At 70.2% G+C, this 21693-nt stretch carries 15 protein-coding genes and 1 pseudogene; 3 read left to right on the forward strand and 13 right to left on the reverse strand.

Annotated features, from left to right (window positions below; translation table 11 throughout):
* From CR470_RS22045 to rplU, 6 genes are all read right to left on the reverse strand, one after another.
* Nucleotides 1–1213, reverse strand: a 1213-nt coding sequence (locus CR470_RS22045; protein WP_107489492.1) for a glycosyltransferase family 2 protein, incomplete at its 3' end; no start/stop codon positions are given.
* A gap of 215 nt (nucleotides 1214–1428) precedes the next feature.
* Nucleotides 1429–3639, reverse strand: a complete 2211-nt coding sequence (locus CR470_RS22050) for a hypothetical protein (protein ID WP_097869283.1) — start codon at nucleotides 3637–3639, stop codon at nucleotides 1429–1431.
* 135 nt (nucleotides 3640–3774) lie between these two features.
* Nucleotides 3775–5274, reverse strand: a complete 1500-nt coding sequence (locus CR470_RS22055; protein ID WP_097869284.1) for a bifunctional cytidylyltransferase/SDR family oxidoreductase — start codon at nucleotides 5272–5274, stop codon at nucleotides 3775–3777.
* Nucleotides 5275–5605: 331 nt separating this feature from the next.
* Nucleotides 5606–7042: a GTPase ObgE gene (gene obgE / locus CR470_RS22060; RefSeq protein WP_097869285.1), complete on the reverse strand. Its 1437-nt coding sequence runs from the start codon at nucleotides 7040–7042 to the stop codon at nucleotides 5606–5608.
* Nucleotides 7043–7187: 145 nt separating this feature from the next.
* A complete protein-coding gene (gene rpmA, locus CR470_RS22065) occupies nucleotides 7188–7445 on the reverse strand; it encodes a 50S ribosomal protein L27 (protein WP_026291105.1) in 258 nt (85 codons plus the stop codon).
* Between the two features lie 14 nt (nucleotides 7446–7459).
* Entirely contained in the window at nucleotides 7460–7780 is a 321-nt protein-coding gene (gene rplU / locus CR470_RS22070; RefSeq protein WP_097869286.1) for a 50S ribosomal protein L21, read from the reverse strand.
* 301 nt (nucleotides 7781–8081) lie between these two features.
* Here rplU and CR470_RS22075 point away from each other — a divergent pair, with 301 nt between their 5' ends.
* Together CR470_RS22075 and CR470_RS22080 are read left to right on the forward strand one after the other, a co-directional pair.
* On the forward strand, nucleotides 8082–8684 hold the full coding sequence (locus tag CR470_RS22075; RefSeq protein WP_097869287.1) for an acyltransferase: 603 nt from the start codon (nucleotides 8082–8084) through the stop codon (nucleotides 8682–8684).
* 81 nt (nucleotides 8685–8765) lie between these two features.
* Entirely contained in the window at nucleotides 8766–9917 is a 1152-nt protein-coding gene (locus tag CR470_RS22080; protein WP_257138873.1) for an acyltransferase family protein, read from the forward strand.
* Nucleotides 9918–9985: 68 nt separating this feature from the next.
* Here CR470_RS22080 and CR470_RS22085 read toward each other — a convergent pair whose 3' ends face one another.
* Nucleotides 9986–11593, reverse strand: coding sequence for a glycosyltransferase family 4 protein (locus tag CR470_RS22085; protein WP_097869288.1), 1608 nt, complete (start codon nucleotides 11591–11593; stop codon nucleotides 9986–9988).
* A 174-nt stretch (nucleotides 11594–11767) separates the two neighbouring features.
* On the opposite strand from CR470_RS22085, the gene wecB reads away from it, so the two are divergent.
* Nucleotides 11768–12859, forward strand: a complete 1092-nt coding sequence (gene wecB / locus CR470_RS22090; RefSeq protein WP_097869289.1) for a non-hydrolyzing UDP-N-acetylglucosamine 2-epimerase — start codon at nucleotides 11768–11770, stop codon at nucleotides 12857–12859.
* A gap of 91 nt (nucleotides 12860–12950) precedes the next feature.
* Here wecB and CR470_RS22095 read toward each other — a convergent pair whose 3' ends face one another.
* The 6 genes and pseudogenes from CR470_RS22095 to CR470_RS22120 form a co-directional block, all read right to left on the reverse strand.
* Entirely contained in the window at nucleotides 12951–15563 is a 2613-nt protein-coding gene (locus CR470_RS22095; protein WP_097869290.1) for a glycosyltransferase, read from the reverse strand.
* 46 nt (nucleotides 15564–15609) lie between these two features.
* Nucleotides 15610–16896, reverse strand: a complete 1287-nt coding sequence (locus CR470_RS22100) for a nucleotide sugar dehydrogenase (protein WP_097869291.1) — start codon at nucleotides 16894–16896, stop codon at nucleotides 15610–15612.
* Nucleotides 16897–16900: 4 nt separating this feature from the next.
* Nucleotides 16901–18517 (reverse strand): glycosyltransferase family 2 protein, encoded by a 1617-nt coding sequence (locus tag CR470_RS22105; protein WP_097869292.1) that lies wholly within the window; start codon nucleotides 18515–18517, stop codon nucleotides 16901–16903.
* Nucleotides 18514–19539 (reverse strand): Gfo/Idh/MocA family protein, encoded by a 1026-nt coding sequence (locus CR470_RS22110; RefSeq protein WP_097869293.1) that lies wholly within the window; start codon nucleotides 19537–19539, stop codon nucleotides 18514–18516. The genes CR470_RS22105 and CR470_RS22110 overlap by 4 nt, the downstream gene beginning before the upstream one ends.
* A complete protein-coding gene (locus tag CR470_RS22115) occupies nucleotides 19536–20654 on the reverse strand; it encodes a DegT/DnrJ/EryC1/StrS family aminotransferase (RefSeq protein ID WP_097869294.1) in 1119 nt (372 codons plus the stop codon). Before CR470_RS22115 ends, CR470_RS22110 begins: the two co-directional genes overlap by 4 nt.
* Before the next feature lie 335 nt (nucleotides 20655–20989).
* Nucleotides 20990–21693: pseudogene (locus CR470_RS22120) on the reverse strand (ribonuclease E/G); the annotation flags it as partial.

The raw sequence follows: 21693 nt of genomic DNA on the forward strand, positions 1-21693 counted from the left end.
GACAGGCGCTGAGCAGCGCCCGGCGGGCCTTGCGCACCGCGCGCCGGGCGACGGAGAGGCGGGGCTTGTCCCGCGGCGCCTCGATCCGCCGTCCGCCGACCCATTCCGTGACGGTCACCTCGTAGGCCCGGTCGGGGAGTACGGAGCTCTCCCCGAAGTGCGGGTAGGCGAGGTGGAGACGGGGCGGGTTCCCACGGCGGACGAGTTCGGGCTCCTTCCCGTCGCGCAGGAAGGCAGCGATGTCCAGGAGCAGGTCGAGCCGGCCCTCGGCGAGGCACATCAGCCGCAGCCGTTCGTTCACCTTGAGGTTGCGGCCGAGCCCCGGCGTCCAGTACGCCTTCATCAGGGGGGCGGCGAGCGCCATCTTCCGCTCGCGGACCTCGGCCTTCTGCTTGACCAGCCCGGGGCCGAACTGGGGCAGCAGCGTGATGACGAAGGGCCGCACCATCAGGGCGTCGCGCCGGGACCCCGGGGGCACGTACTCGGCGATGAGTTCCATGAGGGCGCGGGCCGAGTCGAAGCGGCGCCGGTAGCTGCCCTTCTTGGTCATCTGGTTGCGGTCCTCACGGCCCACCAGGTAGTAGCAGGTGTAGTCGGCGACGACGGAGATCCCGTTGCCGCGCAGATACGCCTCCATCGTGAACAGGGCGTCCTCGCCCGTCTTCAGCTTCTCGTCGAAGGTCATGCCGAGGCGCACGAGGAGGTCGCGCCGGAACAGTTTCTGCGCGCTCAACGTGAATTTGACGTTGGAGGAATACAGGTCGGCGCGTTCGACGGTCTCTTTCCACATTGATTTCGCGGCACCGCGATTGACGCCGACGATCTTCCCGAGCACCACGTCCGTGCCGGCCCGGTCCCCCATGGAGACCATGCGTTCCAGGGCTTCCTCGCCGAAATAGTCGTCCGCGTCGAGAAAGAAGACGTACCGGCCGCGAGCAAGGCCGAGGCCCCGATTGCGCGGCCCGCTGGGCCCGCCGGAATTCGCCTGCCGGACGACCCTCATGGGAATCGCGGTCCGGGCGGCGAACTCCTCCAGACAGGCGCCGGTGTCGTCGGTGGAGCCGTCGTCGATCGCGACGATCTCCATGCGGTCCGCGCCGATGGTCTGCGCCTCGACGGACTCCAGGCACCGGACCAGGTAGGGCATCGCGTCATAAGCTCCGATGATCACACTGACATCGGGCTCGTCGTTCTTCCTGGGCATGTCGGCCATGTGCACCTGTCGATTCGATCACGAAAGAAGGCAGATTGCCCGACTCTGCACCCTTTGCGCATCCGCATGCCGAACGACCCGTACATCCCTCCCCCAGGAGAGACGTACGGGTCGTGATCGAAGTTGCCTGCTTTTCAGCCAGTTCGATCAGATGTGCGGCGATCGGCCGTATGTCGCCCACTCGGCCATACCTTGCCCACGTGTCCGTACCTCGCTCAGCGCACGGACGAGGACCCCTCGGCGAGGGCGGTCTCCGCCTCCGCCGGGTCGGCCTCCGGTGCGTCGGCCTCCGGTGCGTCCGGGTCAGCCGTGGCGTCGGCCTCGGCCACCGCCTGCGGATCGCCGGTTCCGACGCCGCTGGTGACGGCCTCCTCGTCCGGCACCGCCACGGACTGGTCGCCGAGCCGCTGGGCGACGCCCAGGTTGCGGGCGTCGGCCTTGGCGGCCAGCGCCCGTACCGCGGCGTTGAACTGCTCCATGGACGTCGGCTCGTCCGGCCCCAGGAGATAGGTCTTCAGCTCGCGGCGGGCGTCCGCCAGCGTGTCCGCCGCCGGGTCGGCCACCGCGGCCAGCAGCGCGTCGAGCTCCTCGGCGCCGTTGGACAGGATGACCGCGGCGCGCACCGCGGTGTTCTGCCGCTTGAACTCCTCGGCTCCGAGCGCGGCGGAGTCGGTGACCGCGTACGGCTTGCCGCTCGCGATGAAGTCGGAGACCACACTGGAAATGTCCGAAACCATGGCGTCGGACTCGTTGAAGCAGTCGTACAGCTTGGGCTGCGCGCCGGTCACCGTACGGTGCTCCCACCAGCCGAAGGAGCGCCAGTAGGCGTCGTTCCACTCGATCCGCAGCCGGGCGGCCTCCGCCTCGCGGGCAGGGTCGGCGAGCGAGAGCCGCGACTCCTCCGCGTCGTCGCCGCCCGCGCGGCCGGTGGCCGCGAGCTGCGCGAGCCGCGCCTCGATCCCGGTCAGCTCGGCCTTGGCCGCGCTCTGCCCCGCGGCGGCCGATGAGGCCTCCTTCGCCCAGCGGGGGTCGGCCGCGCGCTCGGCGGCCGCCTTCTCCAGCATCGCCCGGATCCGGACGTCGACGGCCTTGGCCTTGCCGCTGCGGATGCCGGTGAAGGGGTGCGGCTTGTAGATGATCCGGACCGGGTCGGCGGCGTTCAGCAGCCGCCGCACGATGTTCTCGCCCGCCAGCAGCAGGGAGGTGTTGCCCGGGTTGTCGTCCCAGCCCTCCCAGGTCGGCGCGTACAGCACGGTCGGGATGGGGTTCTTGACGGCGCCCGTCCAGCTCTTGATGGGCTCCAGCTGCGGACGGCCGACCTCGACGATGTCCCGGTCGAGGACGCCCACGTCGGCCAGCGCGTACCGGTCGCGGCCGGCCCGGCCCGCGGTCCAGACCTCGTCGTAGACCTTGGAGTACGGGTTGACGCTGGCGAGCTTGTCACTGTCGCCGTGGCCGATGAAGACGTGCTTCATCGTCGGGACCCGCAGGATGTGGATGTTCTTGCCGACGTTGGCGGGATACAGGCAGACCCGGACGGTGGAGAGGTCCAGGTTCATCAGGTGGGTGCCCGCGGGGACGCAGATGACCGGGACGGAGGTCTCGGACAGCTGCGGGACCAGACCGCGCTCCCGCATGATGATCAGCGGCCGGCCCTCGACCCGTGCCATGGTCTCCAGCCACATGTTGCCCTGGTAGGCGGACTCGTTCGAGCCGGAGAAGTAGAGCACCACGGTCGGCTGGTAATCGCGCAGCCAGCTGTCGACCGCCTTGAGCACGGCGGGGACCGGAGGCGCCAGCCGGCCGCGGCGGATGTACGGCACGAGCGCCCCGAGGTAGAGCAGGGCCAGCAGCAGCGTCAGGCCGATGCCCGCGTAGCCGATGACGTCCTCACCGGTCCCGGCGGCGATCAGGATGCCCGCCACGGCCGGCATGTCGAGGTGCAGCATCTTCTCGGCGGAGCGCCGCAGCAGCGCGCCGGGCGGGGCGTCGGGGATACGGACCGCGTGCAGGTCCACGTTGCGGGTGACGACCGGCATGGTGCGGCGGAGCCGGATCAGGGTCGTCAGGGCGCCGTGCGGTGCCTGGAGCCCGTAGAAGAGCAGGAAGCAGGCGACCGCCGAGTAGAACAGCGGCTCCTCGGCGAGATCCAGCCGGGCCAGCAGCAGGATGACCATCAGCTGCCGCAGCAGGAAGCGGATCGACAGCCCGGCGCGCACCTTGCCCAGGCGGTTGACCAGATAACTCCCCTTCTGATGCAGATACCAGTCGGCGGCGTACGTGACAGCGGTGGCCGCCGCGAAGAACCAGATGTGGGGAATGAGCGCGGCGAGCATGACGCAGGGATATCCCAGCCCCATCAACAACGCTGCCGCCAGTTCCGACCTGCTGCCCACACGGGCCAGGCGAATGGCTGTCGAGATCACGAAGAACCTGCTCCAAGGGGTGCCGGTTGATTCACGTATAGGCGGAAATGTGAAGGTGCGGCTTCACGCATTCGGGCCTCTGCCATCGCACAAAGCGACAACAGAGGCCCGGAAAAACACATTTGTCAAGAATTATTACACATCTGCTTGACGGTCCAGCACGGAGGCCAGGGCCTGCTCGAAGCCGGAGGACTCGGCGGCTCCCGCCGTCGGGTCCTGCTGCCGTACGTCGATGACGTGTCCGGTCAGGGCGGAGAGCAGGACGTCCAGCGAGGTGCGTGCCACGGCCTCCGAGGAGAGGAGCGAACCCTCCGGCTCCTGGCCGAACGCCTTGGTGCGCATCGGGGTCGCGGTGCGCTCCGGGTTCACACAGTTGACGCGGATGCCCTCGCCCGCCCACTCGTCGGCGAGCGCCTGGGTGAGGTTGACCATCGCGGCCTTGGTGGAGGAGTAGAGGCTGTACTCGGCGCGGCCCCGGGTGTAGCTGCTGGAGGTGTAGAGCAGCAGCTGGCCCTGGGTCTCGGCGAGGTACTTGTACGAGGCGCGGGCGATCTGGACGGGGGCCAGGTAGTTGACGTTGAGCGCTTCCTGGATCGTCGTGTTGTCGGTCTCGGCCAGCTTGCCGATCCGCAGCACGCCCGCGGTGTTGATGACGTAGTCGATACGCCCGGTCTCGCCGTACGCCTTGGAGAGCGCGTCGTCCACGTGCTCCGGGTTCTCCACGTGCGTACCGGTGGTGGAGCGGCCCAGCGCGTAGACGTTCGCGCCGTAGGCCTCGGCCAGGGACGCGATGTCGGCGCCGATGCCGTACGAACCGCCGAAGACGACGAGGGTCTTGCCGGTGAGGAGCTCCCGGTAGGCGGCCTCGTCGGCCTGGCGCGGGGCGGCGGTGGAGGCCAGCTGGAAGAGCTTGTCGGTGATGAAGACGTCGACCGGCTGGGTCACCTTCATGTTGTACTCGTCGCCCGCGACCACGTAGATCGGCACGTCGGGGAGGTACTTGAGGACCACCGAACAGTCGTCGGTGGCCTGGAAGTTGGGGTCGCCCGCCGCGACCTCGTACGCCCTGCGGATCGTGGAGAGCTTGAAGGCCTGCGGCGTCTGGCCGCGGCGCAGCCGGGAGCGGTCGGGCACCTCGGTGATGAACTCGCCGTCCTCACCGTGCGTGCGGGTCACGATGATCGTGTCCGCGGACGGGATGGCGACGTCGACGGCCTGGTAGCGGTCCAGCGCGTCGACGCAGTCCGTGATCACACGCTGTGACAGCAGGGGGCGCACCGCGTCATGGAAGAGGACGTTGCGGTCCTCGCCCTCGGCGAGGCCCTCGCCGAGGGCCGCGATGGCACGCTCGGTGGTCTCGTTGCGGGTGCTGCCGCCCTCGATGATCCGGGTGACCTTGGTCAGTCCGGCCTTCGCGACGATCTTCTCGACGTCGGGCACGAAACCGGGCGCCATCAGCACGATGACGTCGTCGATGCTCTCGGCGTTCTCGAAGATGGTCAGCGTGTGCTCGATGACGGCCTTGCCGGCGATCTTCAGCAACTGCTTGGGGATCGACAGGCCCACGCGCTGGCCGGTCCCACCGGCGAGCACGACCGCTGTGGTCCGGGGCTTGGCTTCATGCGGCACAGACACAGACGACCTACCTTGCTATGACGGGGGAACAGTGTGATGGTCGCACTCTCCGTGACCGTCTCGCAAGGTGGACGTCGTCCGCCGATCGTCCTGCGGATACCCGCAGTTCACCCTCTGGCCAGGGAGGTTGGGCGCTCAGGGTCGGTCGCCCGGGGTGACCGACCCCACAGATGTGTTGCTCAATCCGCACATCCGCAGCACGTACACCCGGCGTGACCGGCGAAAACCGCCGACGCCCGGCCCGAGGCTACCGGACGGCCCGCCTCCGGAGAGACGGGCCGTTCGGCGCACAGGCCTGGGGACGCGGACAGGCCTGGGAAGCGGACCGGCCTTAGAAGGGGTCGAACTCGTCGTATTCCTTCTCCGCGTCGTCGCGCTCGGAGTCGCGGTCCCGGCGGCGCTGCGCGGCGGGGCGCGGCTCCTCCAGGCGGTGGTCCTCGCCCCGGCGGCCGAGCATCTCGGCGCCCGCGGTCACGGTCGGCTCCCAGTCGAACACGACCGCGTTCTCCTCGGGGCCGATCGCGACTCCGTCGCCGGCCCGGGCGCCCGCCTTCATCAGGGCTGTCTCGACGCCGAGGCGGTTGAGCCGGTCGGCGAGGTAGCCGACGGCCTCGTCGTTGTTGAAGTCGGTCTGGCGCACCCAGCGCTCGGGCTTCTCGCCGCGCACCCGGTAGATGCCCTCGTCGTCCAGGACGACGGTGAAGCCCGCGTCGTCGACGGCCTTGGGGCGGATGACGATGCGGGTCGCCTCCTCCTTCGGCTTGGCGGCGCGCGCCTCGGCGATGATCCCGGCGAGGGCGTAGGAGAGCTCGTTGAGGCCCTTGTGCGCGATCGCGGAGACCTCGAAGACGCGGTAGCCGCGGGCCTCCAGGTCGGGGCGGATCATGTCGGCGAGGTCCTGGCCGTCCGGGATGTCGACCTTGTTGAGGGCGACGATGCGGGGCCGGTTCTCCAGGCCCCCGTACAGCCGCAGCTCCTCCTCGATCATGTCGAGGTCGGAGACGGGGTCGCGGTCGGACTCCAGGGTCGCGGTGTCCAGGACGTGCACGAGCACCGAGCAGCGCTCGACGTGCCGCAGGAACTCCAGGCCGAGGCCCTTGCCCTGGCTGGCGCCGGGGATGAGCCCGGGGACGTCCGCGATGGTGTAGACGGTCGAGCCGGCGGTGACGACGCCGAGGTTCGGCACGAGGGTGGTGAACGGGTAGTCCGCGATCTTCGGCTTGGCCGCGGAGAGCACCGAGATCAGCGAGGACTTGCCCGCGCTCGGGTAACCCACGAGGGCCACGTCGGCGACGGTCTTGAGCTCCAGGACGATGTCCCGGCTCTCCCCCGGCTCGCCGAGCAGCGCGAAGCCCGGAGCCTTACGTCGGGCCGAGGCCAGCGCCGCGTTGCCGAGGCCGCCGCGGCCGCCCTGACCGGCCACGAAGGTGGTGCCCTGGCCGACGAGGTCGGCGAGCACGTTCCCGGCCTTGTCGAGTACCACGGTGCCGTCGGGGACGGGCAGGACCAGGTCCTGGCCGTCCTTGCCGGAGCGGTTGTCGCCGGCGCCGGGCTGGCCGTTGGTGGCCTTGCGGTGGGGGCTGTGGTGGTAGTCCAGCAGCGTGGTCACGGACTGCTCGACGACGAGGATCACATCGCCGCCGCGTCCGCCGTTGCCCCCGTCGGGGCCTCCCAGCGGCTTGAACTTCTCACGGTGGACGGAGGCGCAGCCGTGGCCTCCGTTACCCGCGGCGGCATGCAGCTCGACGCGGTCCACGAAGGTGGTCATGGTTGGTGCCTCCAGGTACAGCAGAAAAATACGGAATGTCTCTGTCGTAACACGCCGAGGGCGGACCCGCTTCCCCGTTCGCCGGGAAAGCTGAGATCCGCCCTCGGAAGGTGCTGTGTGTCGTTCTGCGCGCGCTGAGAGGAAATCAGACGGCGAGCGGAACGATGTTCACGACCTTGCGGCCACGGTGCGTACCGAACTCCACCGCACCGGCGGCCAGTGCGAACAGCGTGTCGTCGCCGCCACGGCCGACGCCCGTGCCCGGGTGGAAGTGGGTGCCGCGCTGGCGGACCAGGATCTCACCGGCGTTGACGGCCTGACCGCCGAAGCGCTTCACGCCGAGCCGCTGAGCATTGGAATCGCGCCCGTTCCGAGTGGACGATGCGCCCTTCTTGTGTGCCATGTGTTCTCAGTCCCTTACTTCGCAGCCGCGGGGATACCGGTGACCTTGATCGCCGTGTACTGCTGGCGGTGACCCTGGCGACGGCGGTAGCCGGTCTTGTTCTTGTAGCGAAGGATGTCGATCTTCGCGCCCTTGTGGTGGTCGACGATCTCGGCCGTGACCTTGATGCCGTCCAGCACCCACGGGTCGCTGGTGACCGCGTCACCGTCGACAACGAGCAGGGTCGAGAGCTCGACCGTGTCGCCAACCTTGGCGGTGGGAATCTTGTCAACTTCAACGATGTCGCCGACAGCAACCTTGTGCTGGCGACCACCGCTGCGCACGATGGCGTACACGCGGATCTCTCTCTCGCTCGGAACGGATCCCCTGATGCCAGCCGCTCGCACGGGCCGGGGCCCGGGACGATCCGGAAGGATGAGCGGCCTCTCCTGGCGGACGGCGCGAACACCGACCGTTACCGGGAGGGATGTGCTCAGGGGTAGGCGCGTTAAGGAAACACACCGAAGGGCAAGGTTACGGGGCGGGGGTGTGGGGGTCAAACCGGGGCGAGGAGCCGGGGGCGGGCCTCCGGCCGGGGAGGCGGCGGACCGCCCGCCTTATGCTTTTGTGGCGCATCAGCTCTCCGAAAGGCATGCCGTGAATTACAGGGTCCAGCCCACCGCCCAGGTCGACGAGACCGCCGAGATCGGAGCGGGCAGCAGCGTCTGGGAGCTGGCGCAGATCCGCGAGGGAGCCAGGCTCGGCGAGGGCTGCGTCGTCGGCCGTGGCGCGTACGTCGGCACTGGTGTGCGCATCGGCGACAACGTGAAGCTGCAGAACTACGCCCTCGTGTACGAGCCTGCCGAGCTCGGCGACGGCGTCTTCGTCGGTCCCGCCGTCGTTCTCACCAACGACCACAACCCGCGGTCGGTCGACCCGGACGGCAAGCAGAAGCGCGGCGGCGACTGGGAGGCGGTCGGCGTGAAGGTCGCCGAAGGCGCGTCACTGGGCGCCCGGTCGGTCTGCGTCGCGCCGGTCCGTGTGGGCCGGTGGTCGATGGTCGCGGCCGGCGCCGTGGTCACCAAGGACGTCCCGGACTTCGCCCTGGTCGTCGGTGTGCCCGCCCGGCAGATCGGCTGGGTCGGCCGCAGCGGGGTGCGCCTGGTGGAGCGCGAGGGCGAGCCGGGGGTATGGGAGTGCCCGCAGAGCGGGGCGCTGTACGAGGACAGGGACGGGGTGCTCATCGAGTCGGCCGCGTAGCTCCTGCGAACTCGGTCGCCTTTTGATCTCGATCGGAGGCATTCTCCCCAAAACCGGGCTTGAACGTCCGACGATGAGTCAGTGAACTTTCCTTCCCTGTCAGCCAAGACCGACGCGCCCCCGCCGAGCGAGGAGCGATCGGAGATTCCGGCACCTGCCCCCGCCTCGGAGAACCAAGGCGACCGGTCCCGGAATCCGCCGCTACGGCTCTACGCACTCGATGCCCTGAGGGTCGTGGCGGCGCTGGCCGTGCTCGCGTTCCACTTCGCGGGGATCGACAAGGCGTCAGCGGTGAACTGGGGCGAGAACCCCCGGGATTTGTTCCCCTGGCTCTTCCCCTTCGCGAAGTACGGCTCGTACGGAGTCCAGCTCTTCTTCATCATCAGCGGCTTCGTCATCTGTCTGTCGGCCTGGGGCCGCACTCCGGGGCAGTTCGTCCGGGCCCGGTTCCTGCGGCTCTTCCCCGCCTACTGGTTCTCCGTGATCGTCGCGCTCGCTGTGTACCGGCTGCTGCCGGACGGGATCCGCACGTCTCCCAGCTTCAGCGACGCCCTGACGAACCTGACGATGTTCCAGGTGCCGATGAAGGCACAGCACATGGTCGGCGCCTACTGGACGCTCTGGCTGGAGCTCTGCTTCTACCTGGTCTTCCTCGTCGTACTGCTGAAGCCGATCACCTTCCAGCGCGTCTACATCTTCTGCTGGTCCTGGCTGATCCTGTCCGTGCTGATCCAGCAGTACGCCAATGTGCCCCTGCTGCCCACGCTCGCCCCGGCCCTGAACACCTCTCTGTTCGTCGCCGGCATCACCATGTACCTGATGTACCGCTTCGGGCCCGACCTGAAGCTGTGGCTGCTCCTCGGCATGAGCTGGCTGACCATGCAGAGCGACCTCGTGGAACACGGGGACCGACTGCGGGACGATCTGGGCTTCGACCGGAGCCCGTACGTGGCCCTGGCCCTGGTGACGGTCTCCTATCTCCTCGTGCTCGCGGTGGCGCTGCACTGGTTCGACCGACTCCAGTGGCGCTGGCTCGCCACCGCCGGGGCACTGGTGTACCCGCTGTACCTGCTCCACGAGGAGCTCGGCTGGGCCATGATCCGCATCCTGTACGGCCGACTGGGCGCATGGCCCACGCTCGGCGTCACCGTGGCGGTCCTGCTGGTGCTGTCCTGGCTGGTGCACCGCTGGGTCGAAAGGCCCTCCGTGCGCTGGCTGCGCACGAAGCTCTGAGGCGTCGCGGCCGAACATGCCGAGGGCCCCGTACCGGATACCGGTACGGGGCCCTCGGCATGCGGCCCTCAGGCGCGAGCGTCGGCCTTGGGCTCCGAGGACGCCGCGGGCACCCTGGGGCGGTCCGGCAGCAGACGGTCGTAGATGCCGTCGAGCACCTCCGCCTGCGCCTCCCAGGTCCACTTCTCCAGCAGGCCCGGCTTGTCGTACGCCGCCCGGTAGCGCTCGGGATCGGCCAGTACGGCCTTCACCGCACGCACGTAGTCGTCGGTGTCCTGGGCACGGAAGACCTCACCCTGCCCCGTCGAGGTGACCATCTCGGACATCGTGCGGATATCGCTGACGATCTGGGGAAGCCGCGCCTGCGAATACTCGAAGAACTTGTTGCTCAGCGCCAGCTCGTGGTTGGCCAGGTGGTGCAGCGGGCTGACGGCGGCGTCGGCCGGGGCCACGAACTCGGCGACCTGCCAGTGCGGGACGAACGGCAGGAAGTGCACCCGGTCGCCGACCCCGAGCTGGGCGACGAGCTTGCGGATCGTGGCCGTCGCCGCGTACGGCTTGCCCGGCGGTACGGAGACCATGGCGACGTGCACGTCCGGCATCCGGGCGAGGCCCTCGATGATCGTCTCCACCCCGCGCACGGGGTTGATGCCACCGACGTACGCGAGCAGCGGAGTGTCCGGGCCGACGCCGCACAGCTCCCGCAGGTCCGGTACGGGGTCCGCCCCCGCCACCTCGTCCGCACCCGGCGACAGCACCGGGGCGTTCAGCACGACCGTCGGCAGCTCGGTCAGCTGATGGCCCTCCTTGAGCAGCTCCGCGAGGGCCGGGGAGACGGTGACCACCGCGTCGGCGAACACGGCGTGCTCCTTCTCCCACGCCACGTGGGCGGGCAGCCAGCGGCCGTGACGCGGGGGGAGGCCGGGGACGTACTCATGGGCGTCCCAGACGAGCTTCACGGGTCGTCCGGCCGCCCGGGCGCGCACGGCGGCACGAGCGCCGACACCGAGCATCTTGAAGTCGTGGGCGTGGATGAGGTCGGGTTTCAGGGCGTCGATGTGCTTGGCGAAGGCCAGCTCGAAGTCCCACAGGTTCGGCATCAGGCGGCGCCAGGAGCGCTGCCCCATCAGCTTCTGCCACAGGGCGGTCGTGCCCCGGTCGAGCGGGGCGTCCAGCATCGACCGGCGCTCTTGCAGGTTCGTCGTCTCACGGGCGCGCAGCGCGACCCACTTGCCGTAGATCTTGGCGCTCACCCGCGGCACCAGGAGCCGCCCCTTGGATCCGCTCGCGCTGCGGCCCGGGTGCCCGGCCGCCGCGGCCTTCGCGGCCGCCTGCCGGAAGCTCAGGTCCGAGCGCCACGCCTTGGCCGCCTGCACCCGGTAGCGCGCCACCTGGGGGGACCGGTAGGCGAGCGGGCGGCGCGGGAAGGGGCGGCGCAGGTCGTGCCGGCGCGGCCTGAGCGGGTTGGGCTTGGGGATCAGGCGCACCTCGGCGTCGCCGATCTTCCAGGAGTGCTTCTCGCTGTTCGGGGAGACTCCGAAGAGCACGACGTCCCATCCGGCGTCCGCCGCGGACCTGGCCGCCTTCTGGACCCGGGAGTCGCCTTTGACCCCGTTGTCCACAAGCATGACGACTCGTCCCCGGGACTTGTGCCGCGTGGTGCTGTCGGGCTCCATGTACGCGCCTTTCCTGATAGCCGCCGTCACGGCCTTCTCCCCGCCGCAGACATACCGCAGCCAGCGAGCATACCGGCCTCGCGGCACCCCGCGGTGCCCCTGCCCCGCAAGGGCCCACGTACCATCGGGAGTGGCCCGCAACGGGCCCGGCAAGCCTCCAAGGAGTAGAACAACGTGAAGGTCCTCAGCGTCGTCGGAGCACGGCCGCAGCTCGTGAAACTCGCCCCCATCGCCGCGGCCTTCGCCGGCACGTCCCATCAGCACGTCATCGTGCACACCGGCCAGCACTACGACGCCGATCTGTCCGATGTGTTCTTCGACGGGCTCGGCATCCCCGCCCCGGACGTCCACCTCGGCGTGGGTTCCGGAAGCCACGGAGTGCAGACCGGAGCGGTGCTCGCCGCCATGGACAAAGTGCTGGAGGACGAACGCCCGGACTGGGTCCTGGTCTACGGGGACACCAATTCCACCGTCGCCGGTGCGCTGTCCGCGGTGAAGATGCATCTGCCGGTCGCCCACCTCGAGGCGGGACTGCGCTCGTTCAACCGCCGGATGCCCGAGGAGCACAACCGGGTCCTCACCGACCACTGTGCCGATCTGCTCCTCGCCCCCACCGAGGAGGCCATGCGCCACCTGGCCAACGAGGGCCTGGCGGAGCGTTCCCGGCTCGCGGGCGATGTGATGGTCGACATCTGCCTGCGTATCCGCGACGCGGTGGCCGCCGGGGATCACCCCGCACCGGCCCTGCCCGAGGGCATCGACCCGACCGCTCCGTTCCTCCTCGCCACGCTCCACCGGCCGGACAACACCGACGACCCGGAGCGGCTCTCGGCCATCCTGGCCGCACTGGCCGCCCTGCCCGTGCCGGTTGCGCTGCTCGCCCACCCGCGGCTGGTGGCGCGCGCCGAGGAGCACGGCATCAAGCTGGCCCAGGGCAGCGTGCACGTCGGTCGCCCGCTGCCGTACGCCGGTCTGGTCGCCGCGGTGATGGCGTCGTCCGGAGTGGTCACCGACTCGGGCGGCCTGCAGAAGGAGGCGTTCCTGCTCGGCAGGGCCTGCACCACGGTCCGCCCCGAGACCGAGTGGGTCGAGACCCTGGAGGGCGGCTGGAACGTCCTCGTACCGGACCCGCACGAGCTGCCGTCCGACGCGTTCGCGGCGCTGGCCACCCGCCCTGCCCCAGGGACCGACCGCGGCACCCCGTACGGCGAGGGCACCGCGGCCGTACGGGTCGTGGAGCTGATGGAGCAGGCGCTGCGCGGCTGACCCCGCCCCGTCACGCAGAGAGAAGAGGCTCCCCCGGCTGACGCGGCCGGGGGAGCCTCTTTCCGTGCGCCGGGTTCGCCGGCGAGAGCGGCTAGCGGGTCAGGAAGCCGTCCAGGGCCCGCGCCGTGGCGGTGCCGTCGTGGTACTTCCGCGCGAACGCGGCCGACTCGACGCCGAGCCGCGCCGTGCCCTCACGGTCCGCGAGCAGGGCCTCCATGGCGGAGTCCAGCGTCTCCGGTGTGGCGTTGACGATCGGCGGGGTCACCCCGCATGCCGCGATCGACTCCTTGTCGAGGTACGCGACGACGGGCTTGCCCGCCGCCATTCCCTCGCAGGCGAACGTGCCGTACGTACCGATGGCGAACTGGTCGATGATGATGTCCGCCTCCATCACCATCTCCCGGACCGTGTTCCAGGAGACCTGCTCCGCCAGCCGGAAGTCGATCCGGCCGCGGTCGTGGAGGTCCTGGAGCACCGGCAGCACCCGGTCGGTGCCCTTGGTCCAGCGTGCGGAGGGAGCGTGCAGGACCACCGGACGCTCACGCTCCATGACGGGGCGGTCGCAGGCCCAGGCATCGACGTCGACGACGAGCGGTGCCCAGGTCGCCATCGGCAGGTCGAGCAGCAGATCAGGGGTGGTGACGAAGACCGGCAGCCCGCTCTCCCGCGCGATGCGACGATTCTGCTCCGCAATGGCGGCGAGCTTCTCCTCGTAACCTTCGGGGGCGTCGCGGAAGAGGGAGTACGGGTTGCGCTTCCGGTGGAGCGCGGGGTCGCGGACCTCGCTGCCGTGGGCGAGCAGCGCGACCTTCACCTTGCCGTGGCGGAGCGCGGGCAGGTCGCCCTCGATGCTGTCGCCGTTGAGCCCGCCGAAGACGGGACGGAAGGCATCGGCGATGAGGTGCGTGTAGCGCGGCACGATCCGCTGCACCTGTTCGAGCTGGACGTCGAGGTTCTTGAGTGCCTTGCCCTCGACGTAGACGTCTGCCGGGTAGTCGTGGGTCCGCGCCGTACGGTGCTTGACCACTTCCGCCGAGACGTCGGCGCGTTCACGGGTGACGGCCTGCGCGAACGCGGCGAGCTGTCCGGCGTAGTTCGCCGGGCCGAGACCGAGCTTGATCGGGGTCTTGCCGAGCGGGGTCCAGCCTCGCTCCAGCTGCTCGCGCGGCTCCTCGGCCTCGGCGGCGCCGGTGACCGGCCGCTCGACGGCCTCCCAGGAGAAGCCCGGCTCGGCGGGAGGCGGCGTGAGTCCCGAGATCTCGCTGTAGAGCGCCATCAGGCCCTCGCACTGATGCTCCCAGGAGAGCTCGGTGAGTATGGCGTCGGTGATGTGCTCCCTCATGTCCGCGGCGCGCGCGAGACCGCGGGTGACGGCTTCGACGAACGAGCCCGCGTCGCCGGAGACGAACACCTCGCCGACACCGTGCTCCCGCACGAACGCGCTGAGGGTCTTCACATCGCTGGCGATGATCGGCAGTCCCGCGTGCAGGTACTCGGCCGTCTTGGTCGGCAGCGACAACTCGTAGTTGATCGTCCGCTGGGAGCAGATCAGTCCGAGATCGGCGGTGGAGAGATAGTCCGCCACCTCGTGCTGGGCCACGTAGGGCACCACGTGGATACGGTCCCGTACGCCGGTCTCCTCGGCCAGGGCGAGCAGCCTGACCAGCTCCGGGCTGCGCTTGCCCGCGACGATCGCCAGGTGGTAGCCGGGCAGCTGGGCCAGGCCCTCCACGGCTGCGCCGAGGCCGCGCTCGGAGGAGATCCAGCCGGAGTACACGAGCAGCGGAACGCCGTCGTCCAGGCCGCACGCCTGACGGACCGACACCCGGCCGCCGGCCCCGCCGATCGTCTCGCGGATCGGAGTGTTGCGGACCACGAGAGGTGTCCTGGCCAGACCGTAGTCCTCGCGGATGACCTCGGCGATCTCCGGGGAGACCGTCACCACCGCGTCGGCCTTGGCGATGAACTCCTTCTCCACGGCGGGGAAGGCGCTGTCCATCCGGGGTTGGGGCCACTCGACTCCCGCGACGTACTCGTGGGCATCGTAGAGCCAGACGCACTTGCGCCCGCTCGCCCGAAGCCGCGCGGCCGCCATGGCCCCCAGGTTGATGGCGGTGATGTCGTTGGCGTGGATGACGTCGGGCGCGAGCTTCTCGATGACGGGACCGAACGCGAGGTCCAGGTCGAGCAGGGCCGGCCAGTCCTTGCGCCACTCGCCGGTGGGCTGCTGCTCGGGCTTGCGCCGCTCTTCCCACTTGTACGCCTTCAACCGCAGCTTGTGCGCGCTGCGCCGGGCTCGCACCACTGCCTTGAGACCCACGGCGGCCGGGGCGCTGTAGGCCGGGGCCTGGCTCAGCCACCCGATCCTCGCGGTCGTCTCCCGTACCCAGGCGCCGTGCGCGGCACGCAACTGCTCCAGCGCGGCACGGTCCTTGATCCCGAACTGCGTCAGCTGAGCACGGGCACTCCCGTGGGCGGCCCGGGCCGCCACGCGGCGCTTGATGTGCGAGGCGACCGGCACCCGTACCACCTTGACCGGTCCGAACCAGGAACGCTCGGTGTGCTTGGACGAGCTGCGGCCGATGAGAGTGACGTCCCACCCGGCGCGCGCCGCGGCGAGCGCCGTCTTCTGCACCCGGGAGTCCCCGCTGATGCCGTTGGCGACGATGACGGCAAGTTTGGGGCGGGCTACAGATGTTGACATGCTTCAATCCTTACACGACAAACTGAGCTATCTCGGACATATCGGTTCAGCCGCCGATGACGACGCGGCGCACGCCCGCCCAGTTGGCCGGGTCCGTGGTGCGTCGGCCGTCGACCAGGACGCGGACGTCCGGGAGGTCGGCGGCGGACAGCTCGCGGTACTCGGCGTGGTCGGCCTGGAGGATCGCGGCCGTGACGGCCTGGTGGCTGTCGTGCGGGACGAGGCCGAGGGCGGTCAGCTCCTCGGGGGTGTACATCGGGTCCGAGACGAAGGGCACCGCGCCCCGCGCCTTCAGGGCCTCGACGACGCCGAAGACGCCGGAGAACGCGGTCTCCTTGACGCCACCGCGGTAGGCCGCGCCCAGAACCAGGACCCCGGCGCCGTCCAGGTCGCCGTAGGCGGCGGCCAGCAGGTCGACGGCGTACGCGGGCATCGCGGCGTTGGCCTCGCGGGCCGAGCGCACCACGGTCGCCTCCGGGTCGTTCCACAGGTACATCCGCGGGTAGATCGGGATGCAGTGGCCGCCGACGGCGATGCCGGGCTGGTGGATGTGGCTGTAGGGCTGGCTGTTGCAGGCCTCGATGACCTTCTTGACGTCGATGTCGTTCTGGTCGGCGAACCGGGCGAACTGGTTGGCCAGGCCGATGTTGACGTCGCGGTAGGTGGTCTCGGCGAGCTTCGCCAGCTCGGAGGCCTCCGCCGTGCCGAGGTCCCAGACGCCGTTGGGGCGGGGCAGGTCCTCGCGCTCGTCGAAGTCCAGGACGGCCTCGTAGAAGGCGACGCCCGCCGCGGCGGACGCCTCGTCGATGCCGCCGACGAGCTTGGGGTAGCGGCGCAGGTCGGCGAAGACCCGGCCGGTGAGCACCCGCTCCGGGGAGAAGACCAGGTGGAAGTCCTCGCCGGGGGTCAGGCCCGAGCCCTCGGCCAGCATCGGCGCCCAGCGGGTACGGGTGGTGCCGACCGGCAGCGTGGTCTCGTAGCTGACCAGGGTGCCGGGCTTCAGGCCCGCCGCGATGGCCTTGGTGGCGGAGTCCATCCAGCCGAAGTCGGGGGTGCCCTCGGCGTCCACGAAGAGGGGGACGACGACGACCACGGCGTCGGACGCGGCCACAGCGGCCGTGGTGTCCGTCGTCGCGGAGAGCAGGCCGGCGCCGACGGTCTCCTTGAGCAGGCGGTCGAGGTCGTGCTCGCCGGGGAACGGCTCGGTGGCCGCGTTGACGAGTTCGACGACCTTCTCGTTGACGTCCGCGCCGATGACCTCGTGGCCCTTGGCGGCGAACTGCACGGCGAGCGGAAGTCCGATCTTGCCGAGCGCGACTACACAGATATTCATCGGGTTACTTCCTCTTCGACCTGGACAGCGTGCGGCGCACCCGTGCGCCCACGCCGGACTTCGGCTCCCGCAGGGGAGCTGTCGTGATCACGAGCCGGCCCTTGGTGTTGGTGTTCGCCGCCACGCGGTGGGGGTCGGTGGTCCCCCAGCGGCGTGCCAGCGGCATCGGCTGCCCCTCGGTGCGGACCGGGATCTCGTACGGGGAGCCCGCCACGTCCACGTACAGGCGGACGCCCCTCTTGGTGCGCGTGGGCTCCAGCGGGATACGGGCGGTCAGCAGGGTGCCGCCGTCCCCGGCCGGGTCGGCGGTGAGCGTACCGACGCGTTTCGGGCGTGCGGCGTCCCCCGGGAGCTTGCGGGCGCCGGGCTTGTCGGCGCTCTGCGGCATGGCGCCATGAGCCAGGGCGACAACGGCCGAGGACGTGTCGCCGGTGATGCCGACGCGCAGCCTCACGACGCAGGACAGCTCCGTGCCGTGCTGCTCCCAGTCGGCCGACTCCAGCTTCGTGCCCGTCGCGAGCCGGCCGGCGACGGATTCGCCGAGCACTTCGTACTCTCTGTCGTCCAGACCGACCTCGGGGTCCCGGAAGCCCGGGTACGCGGCGAAGGCGCGGTCGCCCTCGACGAGGAAGGGCGGCGCCCCGTGCTCGGCCTCGTCCGTGATGGCACGGCACAGCTCTTCGACGGCACCGCGCCGGGCGAGGGCGAACCGGACCCGCCGCTTCACACCCGTGGCATCGCGCAGACCGTCGGTGAAGTAGGCGTCCAGAAGCTGGGCCAAGCCGTCGCACACCCGACGCTGGGTGCCGGCGTCGAGCAGGGGGAAGTCCTTCTGCAGAAGCTTGGACAGCTCCCACTCGAAGTGCCGCTTGAAGACGGCGTCCCGCCGCGGGCCCGCCTCGATCAGGCCGGCGGTGTGACGCATGATCTGTGCGGTGCACCGGAGGCGGGCCAGATGGTCGGCCCGGTAGGTGATGTTGCTCGCGTCGCCGCGCTTGACCGCGTAGTAGCAGGTGTAGTCGGAGAGCACGGAGATTCTCCGGGCCCGTACGCATGCCTCGATGGTGAATGGCTGATCGCTGCCGACCGGCAGGTCCTCGGGAAACCGGAGCCCGTGCTTCTCGACCAGCTCGCGGCGGAAGAGCTTGGTGTTCGCGAGGGTGTAGGGCAGGGCCGACTCGTAGAGGCTGATGTCGGGGTGGTTCCCGTTGTACAGCTTCTGATGGACGTACCGGCCGTTCGTGCCGACCATCTTCCCGATGACCACGTCGGAGTCGTGCTCGTCGGCGTAGGAGACCATGCGCTCCAGCGCCTCCTCGCCGAGGTAGTCGTCGGAGCCGATGAAGTAGACATAGCGACCTGTGGCGATCTCCAGGGCCCGGTTGCTGGGAGCAGCCGGGCCACCGGAGTTCGCCTGGTGGATGACCTTGACCGTGCCGGGATACAGCGCCGCGAACCGGTCCAGTTCCTGGCCGCTGCCGTCCGTGGAACCGTCGTCCACGGCGATGACCTCGAGCCGCTCCCTGCCGATGCTCTGCCCCACGAGCGAGTTCAGGCACTCGGTGAGGTAGGGCATGGTGTTGTACACGGCAACGACGACCGTGACCGCCGGCTCGGTCAACTGGCCACCCCCGCGGAGGAGAGGTCCTCGTCCTTCAACGAGACCGAGAGCCCGGTCGACGCCGAACGCAGCACCGCCGCGGCCACCTCGACCGTACGAAGCCCCTGCCGCAGCGTGCAGATATCGGCGGGCCCGCCCCGCACAGCATCGCGGAACAGCTCGTGCTCGACGAGCAGCGGCTCGCGCTTGGGGATGGCGTAGCGGATCATGTCGCCCTCGGAGACCCCGCGGAAGGCGCGCAGCGCCTCCCATTCGGTGGTGACCGCGGCGTTGGAGTGGAAGGTGAGGTCGGCGGTGAGGGTGTCGGCGATGAAGCAGCCGCGCTCGCCGGTGACCGAGGTGAAGCGCTCCTTGAGCGGGCTCAGCCAGTTGACCAGGTGGTTGACCATCGTGCCGTCGGACAGCTGGCCCACGGCGGAGACCATGTCCTCGTGCGGGCGGCCGGACTTGGAGACGGTGTGGGCGGCGATCGAGGTGTAGGCCTGACCGGTGACCCAGCCCGTCAGGTCGATGTCGTGGGTGGCCAGGTCCTTGACCACGCCGACGTCGGCGATCCGGTGCGGGAAGGGGCCCTGGCGGCGCGTGACGACCTGGTAGACGTCGCCCAGCTCGCCGGCCTCCAGGCGGGCGCGGAGCGAGAGCAGGGCCGGGTTGCAGCGTTCGATGTGGCCGACGCCGGCCACCAGGCCGCGCGACTCGAACGCGTCGACGAGGCGGCGGGCGCCCTCGACGGTGTCGGCGAGCGGCTTCTCGATCAGGGCGCTGACACCGGCGTCGGCGAGCTGGAGGCCGACCTCCTCGTGCAGCGCGGTGGGGCAGGCCACGACGGCGTAGTCGATGCCGAGGGCGATGAGCTCCTCGACGGTGGACAGGACGGGGGCGCCCTGGGCCCAGCCGTTCTTGTCGCCCATCGGGTCGACGACGCCGACCAGTTCGACGCCCTCCAGGCTCGCGAGGACGCGGGCGTGGTGGCGGCCCATGGAGCCGAGGCCGACGAGCCCGGCCTTCAGTACGGCGCTCACAGGTTCCCTCCCAGGGAGTTCACGGCGGCGACGATCCGCTCCAGGTCGCCCTCGGTGAGCGAGGGGTGGACCGGCAGCGAGACGACCTCGGCGGCGGCCCGCTCGGTCTCGGGCAGGTCCCAGGTGCGGCCGGCCTTCTGGTCCGGCTCCCAGTAGGGCTTGAGCCGGTGGATCGGCGTCGGGTAGTAGACCGCGTTGCCGATGCCCGCCTCGGTGAGCTTCGCCATCGCGGCGTCCCGGTCGCCGCTGATCCGCACGGTGTACTGGTGGTAGACGTGCCGGGCGCCCTCGGCCACCGACGGCGTGGTGACGGCCGGCGCGGTGATGTGGGCGTCGAGGTACGCGGCGTTGGCGCGGCGCTGCTCGGTCCAGGCCTCCACCTTGCCGAGCTGTACGCGGCCGACGGCGGCGGACACGTCGGTCATCCGCATGTTGGCGCCGACGATCTCGTTGGCGTACCGCTGCTCCATGCCCTGGTTGCGCAGCAGGCGCAGGGTGCGGGCCAGTTCGGCGTCGGCCGTGGTGACCATGCCGCCCTCGAGGGAGTGCATGTTCTTGGTCGGGTAGAAGCTGAAGGTGCCGCCCGCGCCGAACGCGCCGACGGGGGTGCCGTTCAGCGCCGCGGCGTGGGCCTGGCAGGCGTCCTCGACGACGGCGAGCCGGTGCTTGTCGGCGATGGGCATGAGCTTGTCCATCGCCGCGGGGTGACCGTAGAGGTGCACCGGCATGATCGCGGCGGTGCGCGGCGTGATCGCGGCTTCGACCGCCGCCGGGTCGAGGCCGAAGCTGTCCGGCTCGATGTCGGCGAACACCACGTCGGCGCCGACGAGGCGGACCGCGTTCGCGGAGGCGGCGAAGGAGAAGGAGGGGACGATCACCTCGTCTCCGGGGCCGATACCCAGGGCGAGCAGCAGCAGGTGCAGCGCCGAGGTCCCCGAGTTGACGGCGACGCAGTGCCGGTCGTCGACCAGGCGGGAGAAGCCTTCCTCGAAGGCCGCGACCTCCGGGCCCTGCACGACGCGACCGCTGCGCAGCACGCGTACCGCGGCTTCGATCTCGTCTTCCCCGATGACTGGGCGGGCAGCAGGGATCGGCTGCTCGTTGATGCTCGTCATGAACGTCCTCCTTGAACACCGCAAGAGCTCGTTACCAGGCAGAGCTCCGAGGTGCGGGACGTCTTGCCGAGGCCGCGCGTAACCCCACCGGCGCGATGCCGACGCCCTGCCGAGGAATCCGACCCGGTCGGTATCTTCGCCGGGCCTTGTCACCAACCGTAGTTTTCGTGAAGAACGCTCACACGTATGGCAACCGTCGTCACATTATCAGGGATTTCTCGGCCCATTTCGGGCCCGTTAACCGACCCCTGCATCAATTGTGAAACAAAGCAGGTGTCCCGCCCCGATGAGCTCGGAGCGGGACACCTGAAGATGAACAACCGGTTACGGATTCATCAGCCGGCCGACGACTCGCCCTCCACGGAAGGCGCGGACGCCGTTACGGACGGCGACGACTGCTCAGCGGCGACGGTCTTCTTCGTCGTCTTCTTGGCGGCCGTCTTGGCCGTCGTCTTCTTGGCGGCGGACTTCTTCGCGACGGTCTTCTTGGCGACCGCCTTCTTCGCCGGGGCCTTCTTGGCCGCGGCCTTGCGGGCCGTCTTCTTCGCCGGGGCCTGTTCCGCGGATTCGGATTCCGAAGTTCCGGATTCCGTTGCTCCCTCGGCGTCCCGGCCATCGGATTCCGCGGCCTTCGTCTCGGGCGCCGAAGCGACCACGACGACCTCCGCGTCGTCCGACCCGGTGGGCGAGCCCGCGGGCGCGGTGACCTTACGGGTCACCCGGCGCCGGGCGCGCGGCGGGGCGGCCACGGGGGCCTCGGCCTCGGGGGCCTTCTCCGCCGGAGCCTCCGGGGTCTCGGGCGCCGGGGTCTCGGCGGCGGGCGCCTCGACGACCGGGTCCTCGACCGCGACCGGGTCCGCGGTGGGCTCGGCCGGCCGGACCGGCTCCGCGGCCTCGGCCTGCTTCGGCGAACCCGCCGGGGCGGTCGCCTTACGGGTGGCCCGACGGCGCGGGCGCCCCTGGGGCGCGGCCTCGACCGGAGCCTCGGGGGCCTCCGCGGCCGGGGCCTCGGCGGGCGCCGCCTCGACCGGCTCGGGCC

Origin of the sequence: Streptomyces sp. rh34 (genome assembly GCF_002551245.1) — a bacterium.
Taxonomy (GTDB): domain Bacteria; phylum Actinomycetota; class Actinomycetes; order Streptomycetales; family Streptomycetaceae; genus Streptomyces.

Excerpts from the sequence above, each read along its gene's own strand:
- obgE (WP_097869285.1), bottom strand. The coding sequence starts at position 7,042 with ATGACCACCTTCGTGGACCGCGTCGAGCTGCATGCCGCCGCGGGTAAC.
- rpmA (WP_026291105.1), bottom strand. The coding sequence starts at position 7,445 with ATGGCACACAAGAAGGGCGCATCGTCCACTCGGAACGGGCGCGATTCC.
- CR470_RS22085 (WP_097869288.1), bottom strand. The coding sequence starts at position 11,593 with ATGGAGCCCGACAGCACCACGCGGCACAAGTCCCGGGGACGAGTCGTC.
- CR470_RS22095 (WP_097869290.1), bottom strand. The coding sequence starts at position 15,563 with ATGTCAACATCTGTAGCCCGCCCCAAACTTGCCGTCATCGTCGCCAAC.
- CR470_RS22100 (WP_097869291.1), bottom strand. The coding sequence starts at position 16,896 with ATGAATATCTGTGTAGTCGCGCTCGGCAAGATCGGACTTCCGCTCGCC.
- CR470_RS22115 (WP_097869294.1), bottom strand. The coding sequence starts at position 20,654 with ATGACGAGCATCAACGAGCAGCCGATCCCTGCTGCCCGCCCAGTCATC.